This is a genomic window from Paenibacillus sp. JL3B1040, from assembly GCF_057063165.1.
In genome coordinates this window covers 1,706,324-1,727,241 of the sequence record NZ_CM169317.1, presented here as the reverse complement: position 1 = coordinate 1,727,241, position 20,918 = coordinate 1,706,324, and the positions used below count along the sequence as shown (strand labels likewise).

18 protein-coding genes are annotated in these 20,918 nt (G+C 54.9%); 8 read left to right on the top strand and 10 right to left on the bottom strand.

The window, feature by feature from the left end; translation table 11 throughout:
• Nucleotides 1-239: 239 nt before the first annotated feature.
• Complete coding sequence (locus ACZF99_RS07645; protein ID WP_483610496.1) at nt 240-1,403, bottom strand: DUF445 family protein; 1,164 nt, start codon at nt 1,401-1,403, stop codon at nt 240-242.
• Between the two features lie 241 nt (nt 1,404-1,644).
• On the opposite strand from ACZF99_RS07645, the gene ACZF99_RS07640 reads away from it, so the two are divergent.
• The 6 genes from ACZF99_RS07640 to ACZF99_RS07615 all read left to right on the top strand — a co-directional run bounded on the left by ACZF99_RS07640 (nt 1,645) and on the right by ACZF99_RS07615 (nt 8,518).
• Nucleotides 1,645-3,012: a YheC/YheD family endospore coat-associated protein gene (locus ACZF99_RS07640; RefSeq protein WP_483610494.1), complete on the top strand. Its 1,368-nt coding sequence runs from the start codon at nt 1,645-1,647 to the stop codon at nt 3,010-3,012.
• Nucleotides 3,013-3,065: 53 nt separating this feature from the next.
• Nucleotides 3,066-4,178, top strand: a complete 1,113-nt coding sequence (locus ACZF99_RS07635; protein WP_483610492.1) for a YheC/YheD family endospore coat-associated protein — start codon at nt 3,066-3,068, stop codon at nt 4,176-4,178.
• A 23-nt stretch (nt 4,179-4,201) separates the two neighbouring features.
• Nucleotides 4,202-5,578, top strand: coding sequence for a YheC/YheD family endospore coat-associated protein (locus tag ACZF99_RS07630; RefSeq protein ID WP_483610490.1), 1,377 nt, complete (start codon nt 4,202-4,204; stop codon nt 5,576-5,578).
• Nucleotides 5,575-6,699: a YheC/YheD family endospore coat-associated protein gene (locus ACZF99_RS07625; protein ID WP_483610488.1), complete on the top strand. Its 1,125-nt coding sequence runs from the start codon at nt 5,575-5,577 to the stop codon at nt 6,697-6,699. The genes ACZF99_RS07630 and ACZF99_RS07625 overlap by 4 nt, the downstream gene beginning before the upstream one ends.
• Before the next feature lie 198 nt (nt 6,700-6,897).
• On the top strand, nt 6,898-7,452 hold the full coding sequence (locus ACZF99_RS07620; RefSeq protein ID WP_483610486.1) for a GNAT family N-acetyltransferase: 555 nt from the start codon (nt 6,898-6,900) through the stop codon (nt 7,450-7,452).
• Nucleotides 7,409-8,518, top strand: a complete 1,110-nt coding sequence (locus ACZF99_RS07615) for a YheC/YheD family endospore coat-associated protein (protein ID WP_483610484.1) — start codon at nt 7,409-7,411, stop codon at nt 8,516-8,518. The genes ACZF99_RS07620 and ACZF99_RS07615 overlap by 44 nt, the downstream gene beginning before the upstream one ends.
• 69 nt (nt 8,519-8,587) lie before the next feature.
• Here ACZF99_RS07615 and ACZF99_RS07610 read toward each other — a convergent pair whose 3' ends face one another.
• From ACZF99_RS07610 to ACZF99_RS07575, 8 genes are all read right to left on the bottom strand, one after another.
• Nucleotides 8,588-9,832, bottom strand: a complete 1,245-nt coding sequence (locus ACZF99_RS07610; protein ID WP_483610483.1) for an MFS transporter — start codon at nt 9,830-9,832, stop codon at nt 8,588-8,590.
• A gap of 209 nt (nt 9,833-10,041) precedes the next feature.
• Nucleotides 10,042-10,737 (bottom strand): HAD family hydrolase, encoded by a 696-nt coding sequence (locus ACZF99_RS07605; RefSeq protein WP_483610481.1) that lies wholly within the window; start codon nt 10,735-10,737, stop codon nt 10,042-10,044.
• Between the two features lie 73 nt (nt 10,738-10,810).
• A complete protein-coding gene (locus ACZF99_RS07600) occupies nt 10,811-11,908 on the bottom strand; it encodes a GerAB/ArcD/ProY family transporter (protein WP_483610479.1) in 1,098 nt (365 codons plus the stop codon).
• A 19-nt stretch (nt 11,909-11,927) separates the two neighbouring features.
• A complete protein-coding gene (locus ACZF99_RS07595; RefSeq protein ID WP_483610477.1) occupies nt 11,928-12,137 on the bottom strand; it encodes a hypothetical protein in 210 nt (69 codons plus the stop codon).
• Nucleotides 12,137-13,300 (bottom strand): Ger(x)C family spore germination protein, encoded by a 1,164-nt coding sequence (locus tag ACZF99_RS07590; protein WP_483610475.1) that lies wholly within the window; start codon nt 13,298-13,300, stop codon nt 12,137-12,139. The genes ACZF99_RS07595 and ACZF99_RS07590 overlap by 1 nt, the downstream gene beginning before the upstream one ends.
• Before the next feature lie 7 nt (nt 13,301-13,307).
• Nucleotides 13,308-14,786, bottom strand: coding sequence for a spore germination protein (locus ACZF99_RS07585; RefSeq protein WP_483610473.1), 1,479 nt, complete (start codon nt 14,784-14,786; stop codon nt 13,308-13,310).
• Between the two features lie 304 nt (nt 14,787-15,090).
• A complete protein-coding gene (gene yfcE / locus ACZF99_RS07580) occupies nt 15,091-15,639 on the bottom strand; it encodes a phosphodiesterase (protein WP_483610471.1) in 549 nt (182 codons plus the stop codon).
• A 75-nt stretch (nt 15,640-15,714) separates the two neighbouring features.
• On the bottom strand, nt 15,715-16,794 hold the full coding sequence (locus ACZF99_RS07575) for an FAD:protein FMN transferase (RefSeq protein ID WP_483610469.1): 1,080 nt from the start codon (nt 16,792-16,794) through the stop codon (nt 15,715-15,717).
• A gap of 279 nt (nt 16,795-17,073) precedes the next feature.
• On the opposite strand from ACZF99_RS07575, the gene hcp reads away from it, so the two are divergent.
• The gene (gene hcp, locus ACZF99_RS07570; RefSeq protein ID WP_483610467.1) at nt 17,074-18,762 is read left to right on the top strand and encodes a hydroxylamine reductase; all 1,689 of its coding nucleotides are present in this window, start codon (nt 17,074-17,076) and stop codon (nt 18,760-18,762) included.
• 76 nt (nt 18,763-18,838) lie between these two features.
• On the opposite strand, the gene cls is transcribed toward hcp, so the two are convergent.
• Complete coding sequence (gene cls / locus ACZF99_RS07565; protein ID WP_483610465.1) at nt 18,839-20,257, bottom strand: cardiolipin synthase; 1,419 nt, start codon at nt 20,255-20,257, stop codon at nt 18,839-18,841.
• A gap of 165 nt (nt 20,258-20,422) precedes the next feature.
• Here cls and ACZF99_RS07560 point away from each other — a divergent pair, with 165 nt between their 5' ends.
• Nucleotides 20,423-20,785: a class I SAM-dependent methyltransferase gene (locus ACZF99_RS07560; RefSeq protein ID WP_483610463.1), complete on the top strand. Its 363-nt coding sequence runs from the start codon at nt 20,423-20,425 to the stop codon at nt 20,783-20,785.
• The last annotated feature ends 133 nt before the right edge of the window (nt 20,786-20,918 follow it).

Below are 20,918 nucleotides of genomic sequence, written 5' to 3'. Positions count from 1 at the left end.
GGAACGATCACAGTTTAACGCAAAAATGGGGAAATAAGCTCTGCAGTAAGCGTTAGAATCTCCTTTTCCTCTTTTTGGGCCAAATAGCGATCCTCATAAGCGTTAGAAAAAAAATTCGTGTTTGCACTTCCGAAACGCGCCGCCGTCGCCACTGTGATTACTACTGCCACTACACTTTCGCCATGGCAAGCCCACTACGGCAAGCGGTCGGTTGAACAGGCAAGTCCCCGCCCGTCACTCTAGCCCATCCACAGCAGCAGCAGCGATTGGAATAGCCCGATGATCCCGCCAAGCAGCACACCGAGCCAGGTAATGGCCCGAAATTCCTTACCCGAGACGCTGAGGATAACCTCCTCCAGGCGTTCCACCGGGAATTTCTGCACCTGGTCCTCGACGAGGCCCGGCAGATCGACCGCCTGCATCGCTGCGGGGATCCCCTTGGCGGCAAGCCGCAGCAGCCGCTCCGTCAACGCCGGAACAATGGCGATGGCCTGCGCCTTCCAAGGCTCGATCAACGAGCGAAGCGGCAGGTTCTCCACTTGCTCCAGCCACCGCTCCAGCGGAAGCTGCTCCAGCTTGGCGCCCAGCCAGCCGAGCGCCTCTTCGCCGGTCAACTCGGCAAGCAGCTCCGCCACCGGCTTCTCGCCGTACAACTCCAGCCGCGTTTCGATCGCCCGGGCCGTTTTGCCGGCGGCCTCTTCGCCCCGCAGCGCCTGGACTAGGGCCGGGGTCATTTTTTGCACCAATTTGTCTTCGTCCATAAATATCGCCGCCATCGTGCCGAGGAAGCCGCCGGCCTTGTCCATCATCCCCGCCGCCATTTTTGACAGCATGCGCTGTCCGCCAGCGGACAGCAGCTCCTCCTCAACGACGCGCAGTAGCGCCTCGGCTAGGGCGGCGCTCCAGGCTTTGCGGTTCTCTTCGGACCAGCCAGGAACAAGCTGCTTCAGCGGCAGGCTGCCCAGGTCCGCATGTCCCCACAGTCGCGCGACCCCCCGCTGGGCCGCTTCTCTAACCCCAGCCGCGAGCCGCGTCTTCAGCGCTTCGACCTCCGCCTCGCTCCACACCCGGAGTGCCGCTTGCCGCAGCGTCGACTCGCTTCGGGACAAGCGCCCCACGAAGTCGCGCAAGGCGTCCTCCGCCTTGCCCCGAAGCGCCGGGCGCTGCACGGTTTCCTGCAGCCCTTCGGCCGTCACAAGATATTCCGCCACGACCCGGCCCAGCGACTCGGCGATGTCGTCGCGGCGCTTCGGAATCAGTCCCGGCGTAAAGGGAACGTGAAACTTGCCGATATGTACAGGGTTCCTCGGATGAAACAGCATTCTAATCGCAAAATGGTTGGTGACGCCGCCGACAAAAGCGGCCACCACGACGCTGACCAACACGTAAAGCCAATCGGGCACCCTCTCTTCCTCCTTCTTTCTCTTAGGCTGCCGCCCTAACTATCTCCCGCGGAATCCGCCTTCGGACCGCGCCCGGCAAGGAAAATATCGACTCCTCCCTTCGCCCGGGGACCCTCGAAAACGGGCATAGGTTAATCACCAAGGATTCTATGTCCTCATATGATGCATTACATGCATTTTACGCAGACGATCCTTACTTGCATCCAAGACTCTAGCTTAGCTTGGAAGGAGATCCGCATTCATGCCCTCCAAAAAAATTACGGTACAGATCATGAGTCCGGGCATTTTAGAAGACGACATTCTCGCGCTCGGAGACATGCTGATCAAACAATGGAAAATACCGACGCATCTTCCGCTTCTGCTCACTTTCGGATCATTCCGGCACCGCGTCAAAGTCATTCCCTTGTCAAGATCCGACGGAGTTCGCATCAGTTCCGGTCTTGCCAGAAAAATGGGAATCCAACCGCGATCGCCGCTGCGGCTGATTTACAGGCCGCATTCGTCGACCCTTCAATTGGGTCCGCTGCTAGGCATCCTGCTTAGCCAGGACTTCCCCGGCAATCCGGAAAGACCGTTTGGCCAAATGACCCTGTTCTGCAAGGAGCTCGTCAACGCCTGCTCGCGCCAGGGGGTATACGTCTACTTCTTCACACCCAAACATATCGGCGCAAGCGCAGGCCAGGTCTCGGGCTGGGTCTATGGCAACGGGTGGAAGCAAACCCAGCTGCCCGCCGCAGACGTCTTCTACAACCGGCTGAATTCGCGGAAATTGGAGAACAAACCTAGCGTACAGCATTTTATGAAAGAAGTAAAATCCCGCTACGGGAGCCATTTTTTCAACGAAAAATATCTCGATAAAACCGAAGTGTTCGACGCGCTTGACCGCGATCTCTCCGTGCAGCGATACCTGCCGGAGTCGCATCTGTTCCGGAATTACGCCATGCTGAAAGCGATGTGCGCCAAATATCCGGTCGTCTTCCTGAAGCCGATCAAAGGAAGCCTGGGCAAAGGCATTATCCGGATCTCGCGGCTGGAAGGCGGCGCTTACCAGACGCTGACCGCCCAGGTCGGCGGCACGAGGCGGCAGGTTTATCCGAGTCTCGCCAAGCTGTTTACGTCGTTATCCGGCAAAATGAAAGCAACCCGCTATCAGATCCAGCAGGGGCTTCATTTGATCGAGGTGGATCATCGGCCGGTGGATTTTCGCGCACTGGTCCAGAAGAACCTGGCCGGCAAATGGAACACGACCTCCATCGTGGCGCGGATCGCCGGAAGCCAGCATTTCGTTTCCAACCTGGCCCGGGGCGGCACCCTCAGCACCGTAAAGGACGCGATCGCCCGCAGCTCGCTGCCGCCGGGAATCAAGAGCAAAATTGCCCCGAAGCTGAAGAAAGCGGCCCTGGATATCGCCCAGAGCGTCGATGCGCAAATTCCGGCTCACTTCGGGGAATTCGGCATCGATCTGGCCGTGGAAACCAGCGGCCGGGTGTGGCTGCTGGAAGTCAATTCCAAGCCGTCCAAGAATGACAATACCCCGATGGGCGAAGGCAAGATTCGCCCATCGGTCAAGCAAGTGATCGAATATACCCGTTATTTGTCCGGCTTTTAAAGGGGTTCAAAGAAGACGCGCTTAATGGGCCTCTTGGAAGGAGGGATTTCGCCATGAACAAAACGCCTCAAGGGATCGTGGGCATCCTGGTCGCCGAAAGCGACGGGCCCCTTCCCTTCGCGGAAGCGGCGTTCTGCCGCAGATTATGCCGCATCGGCGAAAGACAGGGCCTCTGTGTGTATGTCTTCTGCCTCGGCTGGATCGCCTCGGGTAACGCCGCCGGCATTCCGGCCTACACCATCGAACAAGGAGCCTGGGTCCGCAGATGGTTCCCCCGGCCGGACATTATTTACGACCGCTGCCTGACCCATGACCGCAAACAACAGTTGCGCAAGCATCGCCTACTCGCACGGTTGTCCGCCGAGCATCCGTTTGTCTACCTGGCTCGGGGGCTCGCGGGCAAATGGACGGTGTACCAGGCTCTGCTTAAATGCCCGGAGGTCTCCGGTTATTTGCCGGAGACGGCGCTTTACCAGGGGCGGGCTCAACTGGACGAATGGCTGCGGGCGCATGACGGCGAAGCGTTCTTGAAGCCGCGCAACGGCACGCATGGTAAACGGACACTGCACGTCAAATGGCACCCGTCCCGCGATGAAGTAAGAGTAATGGGCCGGAACGGACGGAATGCGGTATTCCGGCGCCGGTTCTCCACCAAGCAAGCCGCGCTCGATTGGATCGATCGCTTTGCCGGAAAACGCCCGTTCCTGATTCAGCCTTATCTGCAGTTGATCAGCTCAAGCGGCGAACCGTTCGACGTCCGCGTCCTTATGCAGAAGAACGCCGACGGCGAATGGGGCTTGACGGGCATGGCGGTCCGTGCGGGCCGCAAAGATTCGCTTACCTCCAATCTGCACGGAGGAGGTACCGCCCATCGGGCGCTGCCTTATCTCACTCGGGAGCTCGGGGAGTCCGCCGGCAAAGCGGCCGCAAACGAGATCCGCAAACTGTCGCTTTTGATTCCGGCCTATCTGGAGACCCGATTCGGCAGGCTGGCGGAGCTGGGCCTTGATTATGGCGTGGACCGCCAAGGCCGCGTGTGGGTCCTGGAGGTCAACTCCAAACCGGGGCGCACCTCGTTCTTTCGGATCGGCGATCCGGAAACCGCCAGAAGGTCGCTGGAAAATCCGATCGACTATGCCCGCCATTTACTGCTGAGCAAACCCTGATCACTTTTAGGAGGATAAAATCCATGAGTTTGACTTTTGGCAACGTCCATTTCACGCAAACCCCCGAGCGGGTCGTTTACGTGTCAGGGGCTCTAATGAAGAACCTGAATCTGTCCGGAAAAAAGTCGGTGCATCTGAGACTCGGCGGAGAACGGGTGCCCGCCACCATCAAACGGATCAATAAAGCGGGTAAACACCTGTACCTTGCCAGCAGCGTTCGCAGAGGGATCAAAATCCCCAAACCCGGCGGCGTTTACCTCCGCAGTCTTCAGGAAGGTGAGGTGCAGATCGGCCCGCTCATCGGCGTCTTGTCCGATGGACCCACGTCCTCGCAGACGAACCCGTTCGGCTCGCGCACCGGCTTCATCAAGCAACTGCTCAGGCAAGGGAGCCGGATCTCTTATATTTTCGCGTTCACCCCTAGGGACATCCACTGGGAGGACGAAACGGTCAACGGCTATTTCCTGAACGAAGCCGGACGATTCATTCGTAAACGGGTGCCGCTGCCCGACGTCGTTTACAACCGCCTTCCCAGCCGGCGGGCCGAAACCACAAGCTCGATCAATCAACTTCGGGAACGGTTCGTCCGCCGCAGGATCCCTTTTTTCAACTGGAGCTTCTTCAATAAATCCGATATTTACCGTTTGCTGGAGAAGGATGCGGCGGTCGGCCGCTACGTTCCCGAATCGATCATGAGCCCGACGGCGGAACAAATCAAGGAAATGCTGGAGAGGCATTCTTTGGTTTACTACAAGCCGAACAGCGGCAGTCTCGGCAACGGGATCTACCGCTTGTCCTATATCCCGAGAAGCGGCTACTACGCCAGATACCGGAAGAACGGACGCAACGCCCTGCTGCGTTTCTCTTCCTTCGCCAGCCTGATGCGCACGCTGCAGGCCAGACACGGCCGGGCGCTTCGCGGATACGTCGCCCAACAGGGGATCCGCCTGATCGAAATCGACGGGTGCCCGATCGATTTCCGGTTCCATATGCATAAAAACGGGAAAAACCAATGGGTGGTCGTCGGCATCGGGGCCAAAAAAGCGGGCAAAGGCAGCGTCACGACACATTTGAAGAACGGGGGCTCCCTGCTCACGCCGGAGCAAGCGCTCGGCCGCACGTTTGGCGCGCGCGCCGACGAGGTGCTGCGGAGCGCCAAGACCGTCGCAATCACGCTGGCGGAAGCGATCGAATCCCACCAGCAGCATTTGATCGGTGAAATCGGCTTTGATATCGGAATCGATCGGGAGGAGCGGATCTGGATGTTCGAAGCCAACGCCAAGCCGGGCCGCTCGATCTTCAAGCATCCTTCGCTCCGGGCGGAAGGCAAGGCGTCGGTAGACCACATTTTGGATCATTGCCTCTATTTAAGCAAATTCCGGAGGAGGGATGGCTCATGAGCACTTCGCTCTTGAGCGAGAAAAAAACGGTCGTCGCCGTGCTGACGGTCGATGACGACGCCAAGCAGTTCCGAGGGAACCGCAACAACTTCAGAGATCTCTTGAAAACCGGCCAGGAGCTGGATTGTCCCGTTTATGTCGTGACCGCCAGGGATCTGAAGCTCAGTTCCAAGAGGGTCCAAGGCTATCAATTCCATCCGGAAGATAAAACGTGGAGAAAACACTGGTTCCCTCTGCCGGATGTCATCTACAACCGCATCCCGCTTCGGGAGGACGAGAAAAAGCCGGAGGTGCGCCGCAAAATCGATGAAGTAATCCAGCACGAATCGATCCATCTCTTTAATCCGTTTTTCTTCAACAAACGGCGCTTGTTTGAATGGCTGAAGAAAGGCCGGGCGACCAAAACGCTCGTACCGGACACGAAAAAAATGCTGGGGCCCAAAACGCTGGCCGCGATGCTGGAGAAATACGGCTCGCTGTATCTCAAACCGGAAAGCGGCAAAGCCGGCAAAGGCATCATGTTGCTGCGGCTGGACGAAGGCGCCGTCAAACCGTATCGGCTTACGATCCAAGGAAAGAAGCGCCGAAACGTCGTTTATAAGACCGCCAAGCTCCCTTTGTTATGGAGAAGAATCAAGAAGGAAGCCGGCAATACGCCTTACATTATGCAAGAGAGCATCGAATTGACGACCTATCGAGGCCGCCACTTCGACATGCGCGTGCTTGTGCAAAAAAACAGCAAGGGCCTCTGGATGGTGACCGGGATCGGCGCCCGTCTGGCCGGGCCGAAACGGATCACCACCCATGTTCCCCAAGGCGGCAGCATCGAGGATCCGGAAAAGATGTTGGTTCCGGCTTTCGGGCCCGATATGACGGCGCTTCTCCTAAGCCGCATCAAATCGAGCTCCCTCCTGATCGCCAAGCAGATCGAAAAGGAATCCGGCTTCCCGCTTGGGGAAATGTCCATGGATCTTGGGGTGGACACCGACGGCCGACTGTGGTTTTTCGAAGCCAACGCCAAACCCATGAAATTTGACGAGCCGCATATCCGCAAGAAATCACTGGAGCGGATTATTCAATACAGCCAATATTTGGCCCGTCAGCCGAAATTCAAGTCGTGAAACGAAAGCTCAAAAAGTCGGGTTATGAGCACCGAGAAGGTTGGATGAAGCTAGGGCATGAGTAGCGCAGCGTAGGGAGGCCTACGTGAGCAACGGAAGGCCCGGCTGAATTCAAGTTTCGATGCCGAATCTACTTCATGAATTGCTTCGCGATCCAAAGACGACTTTTTGAACTACCTTTAGAGGAGGGCGGTAGGAATGGAGATTAGAGCCGTAACCTTGGAAGCCGGGCCTCCTTGGGAGCTGCAACACGGCGAAATGCTGGCCTTCGTGCAGAAATACGGTGCCGGCCGCATCTCTTCCGCCGCCTTCCGGGCTCTGCTCCGGCTGGCGCCGAGCGACCTTGACCGGCCCGGCTGCTCCCTCCTCGTCGCCCGGATACGAACGGAGGACGGGGAACGGTTGGCCGGCGTCTGTTGCACCGTGGATTACGGCCGCAAGCTTTGCGTAGTTGTCGTGCATCCGCTGTACCGCGGTCGGGGCATCGGCGCCAGGCTGCTTCAAGCGCAGCTGGCCCGGCTGAAGAAACTCAGTTGCCGGGTCGCGCTCAGTCAGGTCCCAAGCCTGCGCATGTGCTTTCGCGCAGGCCTTTGGGCTTCGGGTCTGATCCGCGACCCGAGCGGTAAGGCGCTGCTCCTGCTGGAGACCAGGCCCGCTCTACCGGAGCACGGAGAACCGGCCTCCCATAACAGCAAAGAAGGTGATCTAGTTGTCACAACCCGTCCTGGGCATCCTGACCTTGTACCTCAATGACAAGAAGCAGCTGGAGGAACGGCAGATCTACCAGCGCATGATCGCCGAGGGACAAAAAATCGGCCTGGACATTTTCGTGTTCACCCCGATGGACGTGTTCGACCGGAAAAAGCAGATTTTCGCGCTCGAATACGACACGAAAGCCAAGAGATGGTTTCGAAAGTGGCGCAGCTTCCCGGACCTGATCTTCGACCGCTGCCGAATCCAGCGCAGCAAGCGATTCGAACAGCTGCTGCGGTTCCGGGCGCGTTACGACCACCTGACCTTTCTCAATCGGCCGTTACGCAATAAGTGGACGATATATCAAACCTTGTCGCGTAGAGGCCGGTTCCGGGCCAACCTGCCGGATACCGTGCTGTTTCATAGCACCAGTGACGTGATGAGCCTGCTCAAAAGGCATCCCGTCGTCTACGTCAAGCCGATTAACGGCACGGGCGGCCGGGGCATCCTGCGAGTTGAACGCCTGGATGGCGATCTGTTCCTGATCCAGGGGCGGCGGCAGAATCGAAGCATCATCACGCCTCAGAAAATTCATAGATCCCGGCTGGGCGCCTTCCTGCTGGGCTGGAAGGGGAGCGGCCGCTTCATCGCGCAGCAGGGCATCCAGATCAAGCTGCCCAGCGGGCGCGTTCACGATTACCGGATGCTTGTGCAGAAGAACGGCCAAGGCAAGTGGGAAATGACCGGGTGTGCCGGCCGCGTCGGGCCTCCCCGCAGCGTGACTTCCAATCTCCATGGCGGCGGTCATGCGGTGGCGATGAATACGCTGCTGAAACAATGGATTTCGGGCGAGGAACGGCGCCAGCAAGTTCGCCGATCGGCCGAGGAACTTAGTCTGGAGGTCGCGGCCTACCTGGAGGAGACTTATGGAGCCTTATGCGAATTGGCGCTTGATCTGGCGATCAACCGCCATGGCCAAATATACTTGCTCGAGGTGAACCCCAAGCCTGCCCGCGAGGTATTCAACAAATCGGGCGATCCGCAAGCGTACCGCGCTGCGATCGTCAAGCCGCTGGAATACGCTTTGTGGCTGCATAAGCAGAAAGCCGCTTCCCCCTCTAATTAGAGAGGAAAGCGGCCTTTCATTAAGCTCAGCTTCATATCTTGATACGGACTGAAATGAAGTTCAGCCGCGTTATTGCCGCTTGCGCAACATCCGGCCGAATACGCCTAAAATCGGCAGCAGCAACACCGCGGCCGCCAGCAGGGAGGCCCGAACGGAGAATCTGCTTCCGATCCACCCCACGGCCGGCCCGCCTGCGGTCTGGCCAAGCGCATCCGATTGGCTGACCATCGACAGGACCGTGGCCCGGCTGTCGCTGCGAAGATTCATGTTGAGCCAGGTCGCATAAATCGGCTCGCTCACGGCAACGGCTACACTCACGACCAGTACGGATGCCAGCGCCCAGACGAAGTCCGTCGCCAGAAAAAGCGAGAGGATACCGGCAACGCGAATGAAAGTGAGCAAAAACATGGCTGCGGAAACGGTTTGCTCACGGTTCATGTTCAGCTTTGTTTCGGTGAAGCTTACCGCCAGCATGCTCAAAATCGTAGAAGCCGCGCTGATCAGGCCAAACCATACGGCCACCTCCAATATCCCGTCCGGAAAACCAATTTCCCGGATCAGATGAATCTCCCAAAGCCGGTCGTAGCCTTCCGAGGCCGCGCCGCTAAACAGCGTGACGCCTACGATCAGCAGCAGCAACGGGCTGCGGGCGATCACCCTTGCCCCGCTTTTCCAGGTTCGGCCCATCTCCCGGAAATGGGAGGTTCTCCCGCCTCGCGGCGGCCGGACAAAACGCGTCTCCTGCATCCTCCGGATCAGAAGCAAACCAAGCGCAATATACATCAGCCCTCCCGCCAGATAGGGCAGATTGGGCGCCAGAACCGATAGGCCAACGCTAACGCCGATTCCCAGCAGGGATGCCGCCAGCGCCACTCGTTTGGCGCGCATAAAAACGACTCCGGCGGCCGATTCTCCGACCTCATCGACCATCCAGGCACTGTCCGCGCCGCTGATAAAGGTGTGGCCGATCCCAAACAGCACCTGGGCCAACATTACCCATGCCACGAACGGGATCATCAAATCGAATCCCTGGAGCCATATAATGCTGCCTTCGAACATAAATCCCATGCCCAAAATGAACATCCCGATGATGATCGACAGCTTGCGGCTGTAGGTATCGGCAATGACGCCGGTGATTCCTTCGAAGATCAGCACCGTCAACTCCAGAACGGTACCGACCAGGACAAGCTCAAACGGATTCAGGCCCAGCTCAGTAACGTAATAAATGCTGTAAGTCGTAAATATCGTACTGCTTGCAAGAGAGGTGAAAAAGTTCATCAAATAAAATACTTTTGCCGCTTGTTTGTTATGCAAAACGGATTCCGCCTTTCGGGTAGGCGGCACGTCATCTCAGTTTAGAAGGTCATATTGTCTATTCGCTATCCAACCGCAACATGCGGCCGCTTACCGGTTTTCTTGTTTGTTCCTGATTAATTCCAAAAGGTTGGCTGGTTGAGTATAGGTTTGTCGCATGTAAACACCTCCAAAATAGTGAAAAGCCCTAATCATAAAAAACGATAGTTTTACGCTTCTTCCGCCCGATCATAAAGGGAGACCAACTCATCGAAAGAGCGGATCAGCGCGTCGGACCCGGCCAACTCACCGCCGTCGCCGAATCCGGCATAAGCGCAGCCGATCGCCGTCAGCCCGTTTTTCTTGCCCGCCTCGACGTCCGAGGAGCGGTCGCCGACCATCCAGGCGCGGGATACGCCGTGTTTGTCCAGCAGCAGCTTGACCAAATCGACCTTGGTCGCCGTTTGATGTTCGCCCGCACTGAAGATCCCTTCAAACAGCGGGAAAATCCGGTGCGCCCTGGCTACGCCTTTGACGTAATGCTCCAGCCCATTGCTGGCGACGAACAGCCTTACGCCGCGCCCGCTCAGCTCCTGCAGCGTTTCCGGCACCTGCGGATACAGCTCGGTCGCCAATTGCTGCAGCCCCTCCAGTTCAAATTCCAACAGCAGCTCATCGGCCCGGCGATGTACGGCCTCGCCTTGGTCCGGGATGACGCGGCGCCAAATTTCAGGCAGCAGCATGCCCAAACTGCTTAAGATCAACTGTTCCGGCGGCGTTTCCCCGGTATAAAGCCCTTCTTCCCGCAGTTGGTCAAATACCTGATGAAACACCGGAACCAGCAGCGTTTCCGTTTTGAACAACGTCCCGTCCATGTCAAAGATCATCGCTTCCGGCTTCGCCAGTTCGACTGTCTTTCTCTCCATCTCCACATTCCTTCCGTATGTAGGTTATAGCCTCATGATATGTCATGGCGGCATTCCTTGTAAACCGAAGGCATTATCCGGACGTTGTCCGGCGGTCCCGGCGCACCTTGATCTCGGCAGCCAGCAGCAATAACAGGGGAAAGGCGACCTGGAACGGAAACGCGTAAAAATGGTAGACTTTCATGTCGAAGTAATCCACCTCCATGATGTTGTCAAACAACGCGGAAGCCAAGTACGTAATCAGAAGCCCGATTTGCACCACTACGCTCCGGTAACTGCTCAGGTCAAGCAGCTTCGCGATGCCCTGGCCGGCAGCCAGCAAACATACGCTGAGCTTCATGAATACGCAAATGACGAACACGACGGCCACCGTACCTTCGATGCGCTGAATAAAATCCCCGACATTAATCCGGCCGACGGCCGTATAGGAAGGAAAATACACATTGCTTATCGTATTGGGCCCCAGGACCAAAATGTTGCGGTAAGAAATGAACAAAACGAGGATTCCACCGATCCCTAATCCATGTAGAAAAATGCGGTAAAACGACTTCCGATCCTTCACGCCGCCAAAGATCGCGGTTAATAAAAAGGTCTCGGCAAACGGGAACGAAAATGCCGAAAAAGCCCCCTCCCAAACCGGTCCCCAGCCGTTATCCAAAATCGGCAGAAGATGATCGACATCCACTCTTTGAACGGTGAGACACAAAACGAGAACAATCGTGAACACACAGATGTTCAGCAGCAGCCGCGCGCTCCGCCCCATCGTATCGAGGCCGTACAGAACGACGATGATGCTGAGCGCGCTCACAAACAGCATCGGCACGATCATCGGCGTTTCCGGCATCGTCTCTGTATCCATGAATTCCCCGTAGTGTCTAAGCACCAATGCGCCCACATGAATCGCATACCATACATACAGCAAAATGAACGCTTTCCCTAGCCATTTCCCCAAGACGTACTGGCAAATGTCAAACAGATTATGCCCGGGAAAAAGAGCCAACAATCTTGCAGCGATCAGAACGATCGGTATGGCGATGGCGACGGAAATCAGAATCGAGAGCCATGCGTCGGATTTGGCTTGGCCTGCGGCGCCCAGGATCATCGTGCTGCCCATGATGAACAGGATCATGATAGTTCTGGCCTCGCCTCCGCTGATCAAATCCTTGTTCATAACCCGTCCACCTCCCGCGTTATAAGCCAAACAACAGCCGCACCGCATGTTCAATCATCCGCGAAGGGCCCGGCAGCTTCGCCCCGGCGGCCAGCGCCAAAGCAGCCGAGAAGGATACCAGGCTCAAGGCGCAACTGACGTAAAAGTCTTTGATATAACCGTTTTTATACGTTTGGACCTGATCCAGCAGCACGATGAAGGCATAAGCGAAGATCGTAAACAGTATCACTAACCCTCTTCCTCCGATTGAATCAGCTTTCTGACGGATGCCGTATTTTTGATTTTAACATCCGCTTGTACGGATAACTTTAACTTGGAGAACTGCTCGTCCCAGTTCCTTTCGAGCGACTTCCATACCTTTGGCATTTTCTTGTGGATCCGGTTGCCAAAACCGAAGATATCCTGCTGGTAGCGCCGCTGCGCAATCCCGATAACGTTCTCCATTTCCTTCACAAGCAGGTCTTCCGCGATTTTCTCAATTTCCGCCAGCCATTTTGGCGAATAATCGATGTTTTCCTGTGCTTCGTCCACTGAAACAACAGTGTCCGTCTTTACCCTGATTTCAACCTGACCATTCACAAGCACCGGCTCCACTTTGGTTTTGCTCTTGAAAATTTCCAATGAAACGCCCGGCGAACGCCGATAACCGCCCAAAGGCAGGATCCCCCCTTTGATTTCGTTCCGGAGAAACAACACATACTTGGTTTGGTCGGCATCCATCGTTCCCAGCATCTTGTCCTTGTCGAATACGGCCAGCCCGCCGATGGAAGCCACCTGTTTGCCTTCGTTCCCCGTCAGGTGGATCATCGGCAGGATGCTGCTGATGCCGGTCGTATTGATCGTGTCTGCGAAATCAAAAATCTCCATCACCGGAAAGGAGGATATATTATCCTCGTTCTTAAGGATTTCATCGATTTTAAAGGAAAGCGGGGCGCCGGAGTCCCCGCCGGTACGCAGCACCTCCTCCGCGGTTTTCTCCCCGGATACCAGGATATGAATGTCGCCCCTCGTTTCCGTGTCTCTGACGTACCAGTCGAGAACTTTCGAAGCTCCCCCCCGGGCGATTTCCTCGCTTAAGATAATCGACTTGGCATGGGCCCAGTAAAGTCGCATCCCGGTTTCGGCGATCATTTTTCGTACGATTTCAAACATGGTGCTCCCGGATAAGGTAACCCGTTTCGAACCGATGTTCACCAAGTCTTCTCCCCCCGAACCGTCGACCATCTCGATAGTCAACCTGATTTCGCCTTCTTCCTTGTCCTTGTCAATGGCAATTCCGGCAACCGTTATCACTTTGTCGACCTCCCGGTAATTCCAGCAACCTGCCAGCGATAAAAAAATCAGGCTGCATGCAAGAATAGCCCCACGTTTCACTCTCGAATGGATCGGCATCTTTCGCTCACCTCGCGATTTTTCGAATCCGCCGTTTGGCTTGCCCGCTGGGGACTCCTTTCTTCGCCCGCCACCAAGGCATACGGATGACCGTATCCCGAATATCGGCTTCCTTGAAGGAACCGATCGTCATCATGTAAGGCACTCCGAAGCTCCGCAGGCCCATCAAATGAATGATCAACCCGATCATTCCGAACAAATAACCGTAAAGCCCCAAAAACGAGGACAAAGACAACAAAATAAAACGCGTCGAGATGGATGCCGCCTTCATCTTGACGTTGAGCAGCGTCGTAATCCCGGTCGTACCGACGACGATCACCATGGGGGCGCTCACGACTCTCGCATCAACCGCGGCTTGTCCCAATACCAGCGCGCCAACGATGCTTACGGCTTGGCCGATGGAGTTCGGAATCCGCGTTCCGGCCTCTCGCAAAATCTCGAATACGAGCAGCATCAAGAAACATTCCGCCACCGTCGGCAGCGGCACGGATTGTCTTGCGGCGGATATGCTGAGCAGCAAGGGGGTCGGCACCATTTCCTGATTGTAGGTGACCAGCGATACATAGATGGCCGGAATACTGACAGCGAGAAATTCGCCGAGAAACCGCATCGCCCGGTTGAACGAACCGAAGAAGTAATTGCTGTAATAGTCTTCGCTCACTTGAAAATATTCCAGGAACAAAAAGGGAACCGTAAGGGCAAACGTGCTACCGTCCACCAGCACCGCGATGCGCCCTTCCAGGATCTTGCCGGCCACGGCGTCGGGACGCTCCGTATTGCCGACCGTTTCGAACGGAGACATGGGGTGATCGCGGAGCATCTCCTGCAATTGCCCGGAATCCAGTACGGCGTCGATGTTCAGTTGTTCCAGACGTTTAACGAGCTTGTCCAGAATCTTTTGAGAGACGGCTCCTTTCATATAACATAGGCAGATGGTCGTACGGGTCGACTCCCCGAGCTCCATAAATTCAAATTTAAGATCCGGGTTCTTTACTCTTTGCCGGACGAGCGTCAAGTTGGTGATCAGCGATTCGGTAAAGCCTTCTCTTGGCCCAAGAACCGACTTCTCCGTTCCCGGTTCCGACACGTCCCGGTAATGTCCTCCCTGCGTCCCGACGGTCAGCGCTTGAGGGTATCCCTCTACCAACAACAGAGTTTTGCCGCACAGGAGCTCATTCAGCAACTCATCCATGTCATCCGATAATTTGAGTTCGGGGGCATCGATAATCCGGTCCATCAACAGCTGCGTTAGGGGAATTCCCGGGGATTCCCCGGAGGCTTTAAAGGCTAAGATCGGCTTAATAATGTTGTTGCTTATGGCCTCGCTTCTTACCATGCCTTCGATGTGGATCAAACAGCCGGAGATCGATCCGATTTCGGGATGTTGGAACTTGCGGATTTTCACGGTGGAGTCCCCGGAAAAAATCCGCTTGAATAACGCGATATTCTCATTGACGGAATCGTGCAAGCGTTCCTGATTCAGCATGTATCCACCCTTTCCCGAGAAAGCTTAGAAGAATGTTTATATGTTATTCCCAAAATCGCCAAATTTTATCGACGGGATCGCAAACTCGGAGTCCGCACAAAAAAGCAGCGGGGCGTAAAACCTCCCTCGCTGCTTTTTAATCTTCCCGGCGTTAACTTATAGGTTGATTAGCCAAAATGCCTCCATAGGCGCCTCCAACCTTGTCGCGGTTCGCCACCAGGCTTCAAATCATCGCATTCTTTCATCAAATAAACCCCGGGCGAAGCGGGAAGAGCCCGGAGTTGATGTTCGATCCGATCGTTTCTCATGGCGTGAACGCGATTTGTTTCACGGTCTCGCCGGCAAAGTCCTTCACGATAAATGTTCCGGCCTCCAAAATCCCGTAGGAGTTCGGGAAATTCTCCTTCGGCAAAGCGATTGAACCCGGGTTCAACACATAGATTCCATCCCTGCGGTCGGCCACCGGAACATGCGTATGTCCCTGAATAAACACGTCGCCCGGCGCCAGCGGCGGAAGCTGTTCCATGCTGTATCCGTGCCCATGCGTGACGTAAATCCGGCGCCCTTCCCAGAAGATCATCGTATAATCCGCCATCATCGGAAATTCGAGCAGCATTTGATCCACTTCGGCATCGCAGTTTCCGCGCACGGCGAAGATGCTTTGTTTATGCCCGTTAAGCGTTGCCGCCACCCGTTTCGGATCGTACCCGTCCGGCAGCGGATTCCTTGGTCCGTGGTATAAATAATCCCCCAGCAACACGATCTGATCCGCCTTTTCGTCCGCGGCTTTATCCATCGTCCGGTCCAGCCAAGCGCTCGATCCGTGGATATCCGAAATAAACATCAGTTTCATAGAAACCATCTCCTTCGTCAATAAGTTCCGGCATCGCAGAAAGACGCTCAATCGCTTGAACGTCCCGGCCTGCCGTTATTCGACCAGCGTGTACTGCTCGCTCGAAATATTGAATACATTCTTCAATCCCGATGTGACGTAGATTTTGTCGTCTTTCGTAATAAACATGGCTTGGGTTTCCTCATTATAATTTTCAACAAACTCCATCCCTTTTTCCAAACCCATCACGTATACGACGGTGGATAACGCATCGGCATCCGTCGCATTATCCGTCAGGATCGTCACGCTTTTCAACTCGTTTTGCGCTGGAGCGCCGGTTCTGGGATCAAGAATGTGATGGTACATCACCCCATCCTCAATAAAATACCGCTCATAGACTCCCGAGGTATTGATGACCTGGTCCTTTAAACGAATCGTCCCTACCGTGATGCCGCGCGAACTGTCGGGGTCCTGAAGCCCGACGTTCCAACTGTCGCCGTTTGGCTTGCTTCCGACCACGATGATACTGCTGCCTCCAAGATCGATCAGCGCGCTCTTCACGCCCTCGCCCCGCAGGTACGCGGCGATCTCATCGGCCGCATATCCTTTCCCGATGCCGCCGAGATCCAGAATCATCCCCGGCCGTTTTAAAAAGACGGTCCGTTTGGCATCATCCACAACCACATCCTGATAGCCGACCAGGCTCAGTACCCGCTGCAAATCCTCCGGCGCTGGGACATGGGCCCCTTCATGTCCGATATCCCACAGATCGACCAGTCCGCCGACAGTCGGATCGAACAGCCCGTCCGTCGCTTTGGCGTAGTCAATCGAACGTTCGAGAACCTCCATCGTCTCTTCCGAGACTTCAACCGCCTGTTTGCCGGCTTCCTGATTCACTTTGTAGAGTTGGCTCGTCTCCAACGTCCGGCTCAACTCTTCATCCAAGGTTTTCAGCATCTCGCCGATATGGTCCAAGTGCTCGTCGGCCTTGGGGTCATCATACAATTTGATGTTAACCACCGTATCAAAAATATAATATTGTTTCGACGCCGGCTCTGCAGCCGCCGGATTCTCCTTAATTCCCGCATCCCCTCCGCAGCCGGAGAGAATTGTCATCAGCATTGCCGTCAAGCCTAAGATCACGGCCCGTATGCGCCATTTCTGTGTTCGCAACATCGTTTCACCTCATTTGAAATTCCACGCATCTAGTGGTTAACATCTCGTATTGTATAATTTCCACAACCGATTAGTCCAGTAAGTCCTTCACGGTTGGTTAAGATCCTGCGTGTTTTCTATTTTGTGGAAATGAATGTGATTCCAATCACTAAACCGTGAACCGTCCGGCGATATGCTTCTGGCATAATCGGAGGTGCAGCGCCCTCAAATATATTTGCGTTAATAAAAATCACCCTTCTTAGCGCCTCCCTTATCCATTTTATCTCAAGGAGGTTTCCCATGAACCAAAGCCATGCCACTGCCGACATGCGTCACGAACCATCCATGTTCTGTTATCAATGCCAAGAGGCGGCAAATGGAACGGGTTGCACGATCGCGGGCGTCTGCGGAAAGCCCGGGGACGTAGCCAATTTGCAAGATTTGCTCGTCTATGTACTCAAAGGTGCGTCATTCCTCGCGCTGGACAGCGACCTGCCGGACCCCTTGGAACGGCAGCTATCCGTTTTTACGATGAACTCCTTGTTTGCGACCATTACGAACGCCAATTTCGATCCCGGCTTCTTCGTCGGCCAAATCCGTGAAGCTCTTGTCCTGCGCAATGCCGTGCGAAGCTGCTGGAACGAACGGCATGCCGGCGAAGAGGCCGTCCTGCCCGATGCCGCGCTCTGGGAAGCGGATGATGAAATCCAGTTTGCGGCCAAAGCAAAGCAGGTGGGCGTCCTCGCCACCGCTGACGAAGATATTCGTTCTTTGCGCGAGCTGCTGACTTACGGACTTAAAGGGATGGCCGCTTATACGTATCATGCCGATCAGTTAGGCTATTCTCACCCGGAGATCGATCATTTTCTGCGCCGGGCGTTGGCTGCAACATTGGACGATACCTTGACCGCCGACGATCTCGTCGCCTTAGTCCTAGAGGCGGGCAAATATGGCGTTGAAGCCATGTCCTTGCTGGACCGGGCCAATACCGGCACGTATGGGCATCCGGAAGTAACCCAGGTTAATATCGGCGTGCGGAATCGCCCCGGCATTTTGATCAGCGGCCATGATTTAAAAGATTTGGAGGAAATGCTGGCGCAAACCGAAGGAACCGGCGTGGACGTATACACCCACAGCGAAATGCTGCCGGCCCATTATTATCCGGCCTTCAAGAAATACGGCCATTTCGTCGGCAATTACGGCAACGCCTGGTGGAAACAATCGGCGGAATTCAAAGCCTTCAACGGCCCGATTCTGATGACGACCAACTGCATCGTTCCGCCCAAAGCAAGTTATAAGGATCGAATTTACACCACGGGGAATACCGGTTATCCCGGGGTACGGCATATCCCGGACGGCAAGGAGGGTCAACCGAAGGACTTCTCGGAACTGATCGCGCACGCCCTAAACTGCCCGCCGCCAACGGAGCTTGAGAGCGGGCAAATCGTGGGCGGCTTTGCCCATCATACGGTGACACAGCTGGCCGACCGGATCGTTCAGGCGGTGGAAACCGGGGCGATCAAACGGTTTTTCGTGATGGCCGGGTGTGACGGGCGAATGAAATCGCGCGACTACTATACGGAGTTTGCCGAGGCATTGCCCCGCGACACCGTGATTTTGACCGCCGGCTGTGCCAAGTACAAATACAACAAGCTGGAGCTCGGCGACATCGGCGGAATTCCCCGTGTCCTGGACGCCGGCCAATGCAACGATTCCTATTCGCTGGCCGTTATTGCGCTCAAGTTGAAGGAAGCGTTGGGGCTTGAGGATATTAACGAGCTGCCGATTTCGTACAATATCGCCTGGTATGAGCAGAAGGCCGTGATCGTCCTACTCGCCCTGCTTTATCTCGGCGTCAAAAACATCCATCTCGGACCGACGTTGCCGGCTTTCCTCTCGCCGAACGTAGCTAATGTCCTGATCGAAAAATTCGGCATCGGAGGCATCACGAACGTCGAGGAAGATATGGCCATGTTCCTGGGCGCCTAAGTTTGTTTGGTTTTGAGTAAACAAAACGACCCGCGAGCGATAGCATTTCGGCTAAAAGCTCCTCGCTTGCGGGTTCCTAAAACAAAGGCGACAACAAGCGGGCGAACACTTCCTTGTACTTTTGAAGCTGCGGCCGTTTTTCATATTGCCTAAGCCTGATTTCCTTGCTTACGTTCAAATCGCTGTAAAAATCCCGCAGCAAACGTTCAACGGTCTTCCTGTCGTAAAAAAAAGCATCCAGTTCGAATTGCCCGCAAAAACTGCGAAAATCCATGTTGGCGGATCCGGAAAACGCCAGATCGTCGGCAATCGTCACTTTGGCGTGGATGAACCCCTTCTCGTACAGAAAAAAGCGAACCCCGGATTGCAGCAAATCCTGCACATAGGACAACGAAGCCCAGTAAACGATTTTGGAATCGGGAACCGCCGGCAAGATGACGCGAACATCAACTCCGCCGAGGGCCGCCGTTTTCAGCGCCATCATGACGCCGGGCTCCGGCACGAAATACGGCGATTCGATGTAGATCCTACTCCTGGCGGAAATGAAGCAGGAAAAAACGAGCCCCAGCAACGGATCGTCCGGACCGCTTTTGACGATTTGGACCCTTTCGTTCCCTTTGCTGTCCTGATGCGGATAGTAGTCCGGACCGACCGCCAATTCTCCTTTCACGAAATGCCAATCGGTCAGAAACGTATATTGAATCCACAACACCGCATCGCCTTCGATGCGAAAAAAGGTGTCCCGCCAATAGCCGATTTTCGGATTTCTTCCCAGGTATTCATCCCCGATGTTCAAACCGCCGAAATACCCGATTTTCCCATCCACGACCACGATTTTCCGGTGATTGCGATAATTGATCCGTTGCTTGATAAAGGAGCTGAGCGGAGGAGAAAAGCAGCCGGTTTCCGCGCCGGCTTCATGCAAACTTTCCATATAAGATTTCCCAAACTTATGATAGCAGCCGATTCCGTCATAGATCAGCCGCACTTTTACCCCTTCCTGTGCCTTGCGGATCAATAATTGCCGAAACCGGGAACCGAGGCGATCGTCACGGATAATATAAAATTCGATATGAACATGATGCCTGGCCAAAGCGATGGCCTGAAGCATGTCTTCAAATGCCTTATCGCCTTCTGCGAACACGGTTATTTTATTGCCATAGGTTACGGGAAGCGGTGTCGCATGTTTTAGTTTCGAATGGATACCTCCCAAGTGCATAGCCGCCGGGGTTGACCGTTCCTCCGTGCGATTGCAACGACAGCGACCGGACAGCTGTTGTTCGAGTTGCTCCAGCGCCGTACGGTCGGTCCCACTGACGAAACGTTTGAGAGAATATTCTTTTCCTATAAAACAATAGAGCAGAAACCCGAACAACGGCACCATAAGCAAGATGACAATCCATGCGATCGCTTTGTAAGGACGCGAATGTTCCAGGACCATAACCGCGGCGATTTGGATGACCAATAGGGAAATTGCTAAAATGATCCAAAGCAATGATGCGTCTCACCCCCATGATAAAGCGTGTCACAGGTCTATATTTATTATTCATTTAAGTCATATTGTCCGCCCAGGGATGCATATGGATTTTCCATACATAATTCGACTTCGTTAGGACATAATTTCGTAAGAAATTCAACAAACGGTAGCGAGGTCGATTCCATGTATTTAACCCCAAGATTGTATCACTCAATGGTACGCCCAAAATGGTTTACCGAAAAATATATTCATAACCATATCAAAAGCCATTTCCCAGTGGAAAATAAAATGGTTCTCGATTTTGGCTGCGGTACGGGCGCAAACTGCGGCATGAGTCATGTCGATCGGTATTGCGGCATCGATCTCGATTCGAAGAGAATCCAATTCGCCAAACGTCTCTTCCCGCATCATACGTTTATGGTTTTCGACGGGAAACGAATCCCGGTACCGGATCAAACCATCGATCTCATCTTGATTGTTGCGGTCCTTCACCATATATCGAACGAACTTGTTAAAGACTATTTACATAGTTCCGCCGGGTGTTGAAGCCGGGTGGAAATTTGGCCGTCATTGAACCTTATTTATGCCAGGAAAACCGTTTCAGCAACTGGTTCATGACCCGCTATGACGACGGAAACTATATCCGAAACGAGAAGGATTACCTTCGGATGTTTATCAA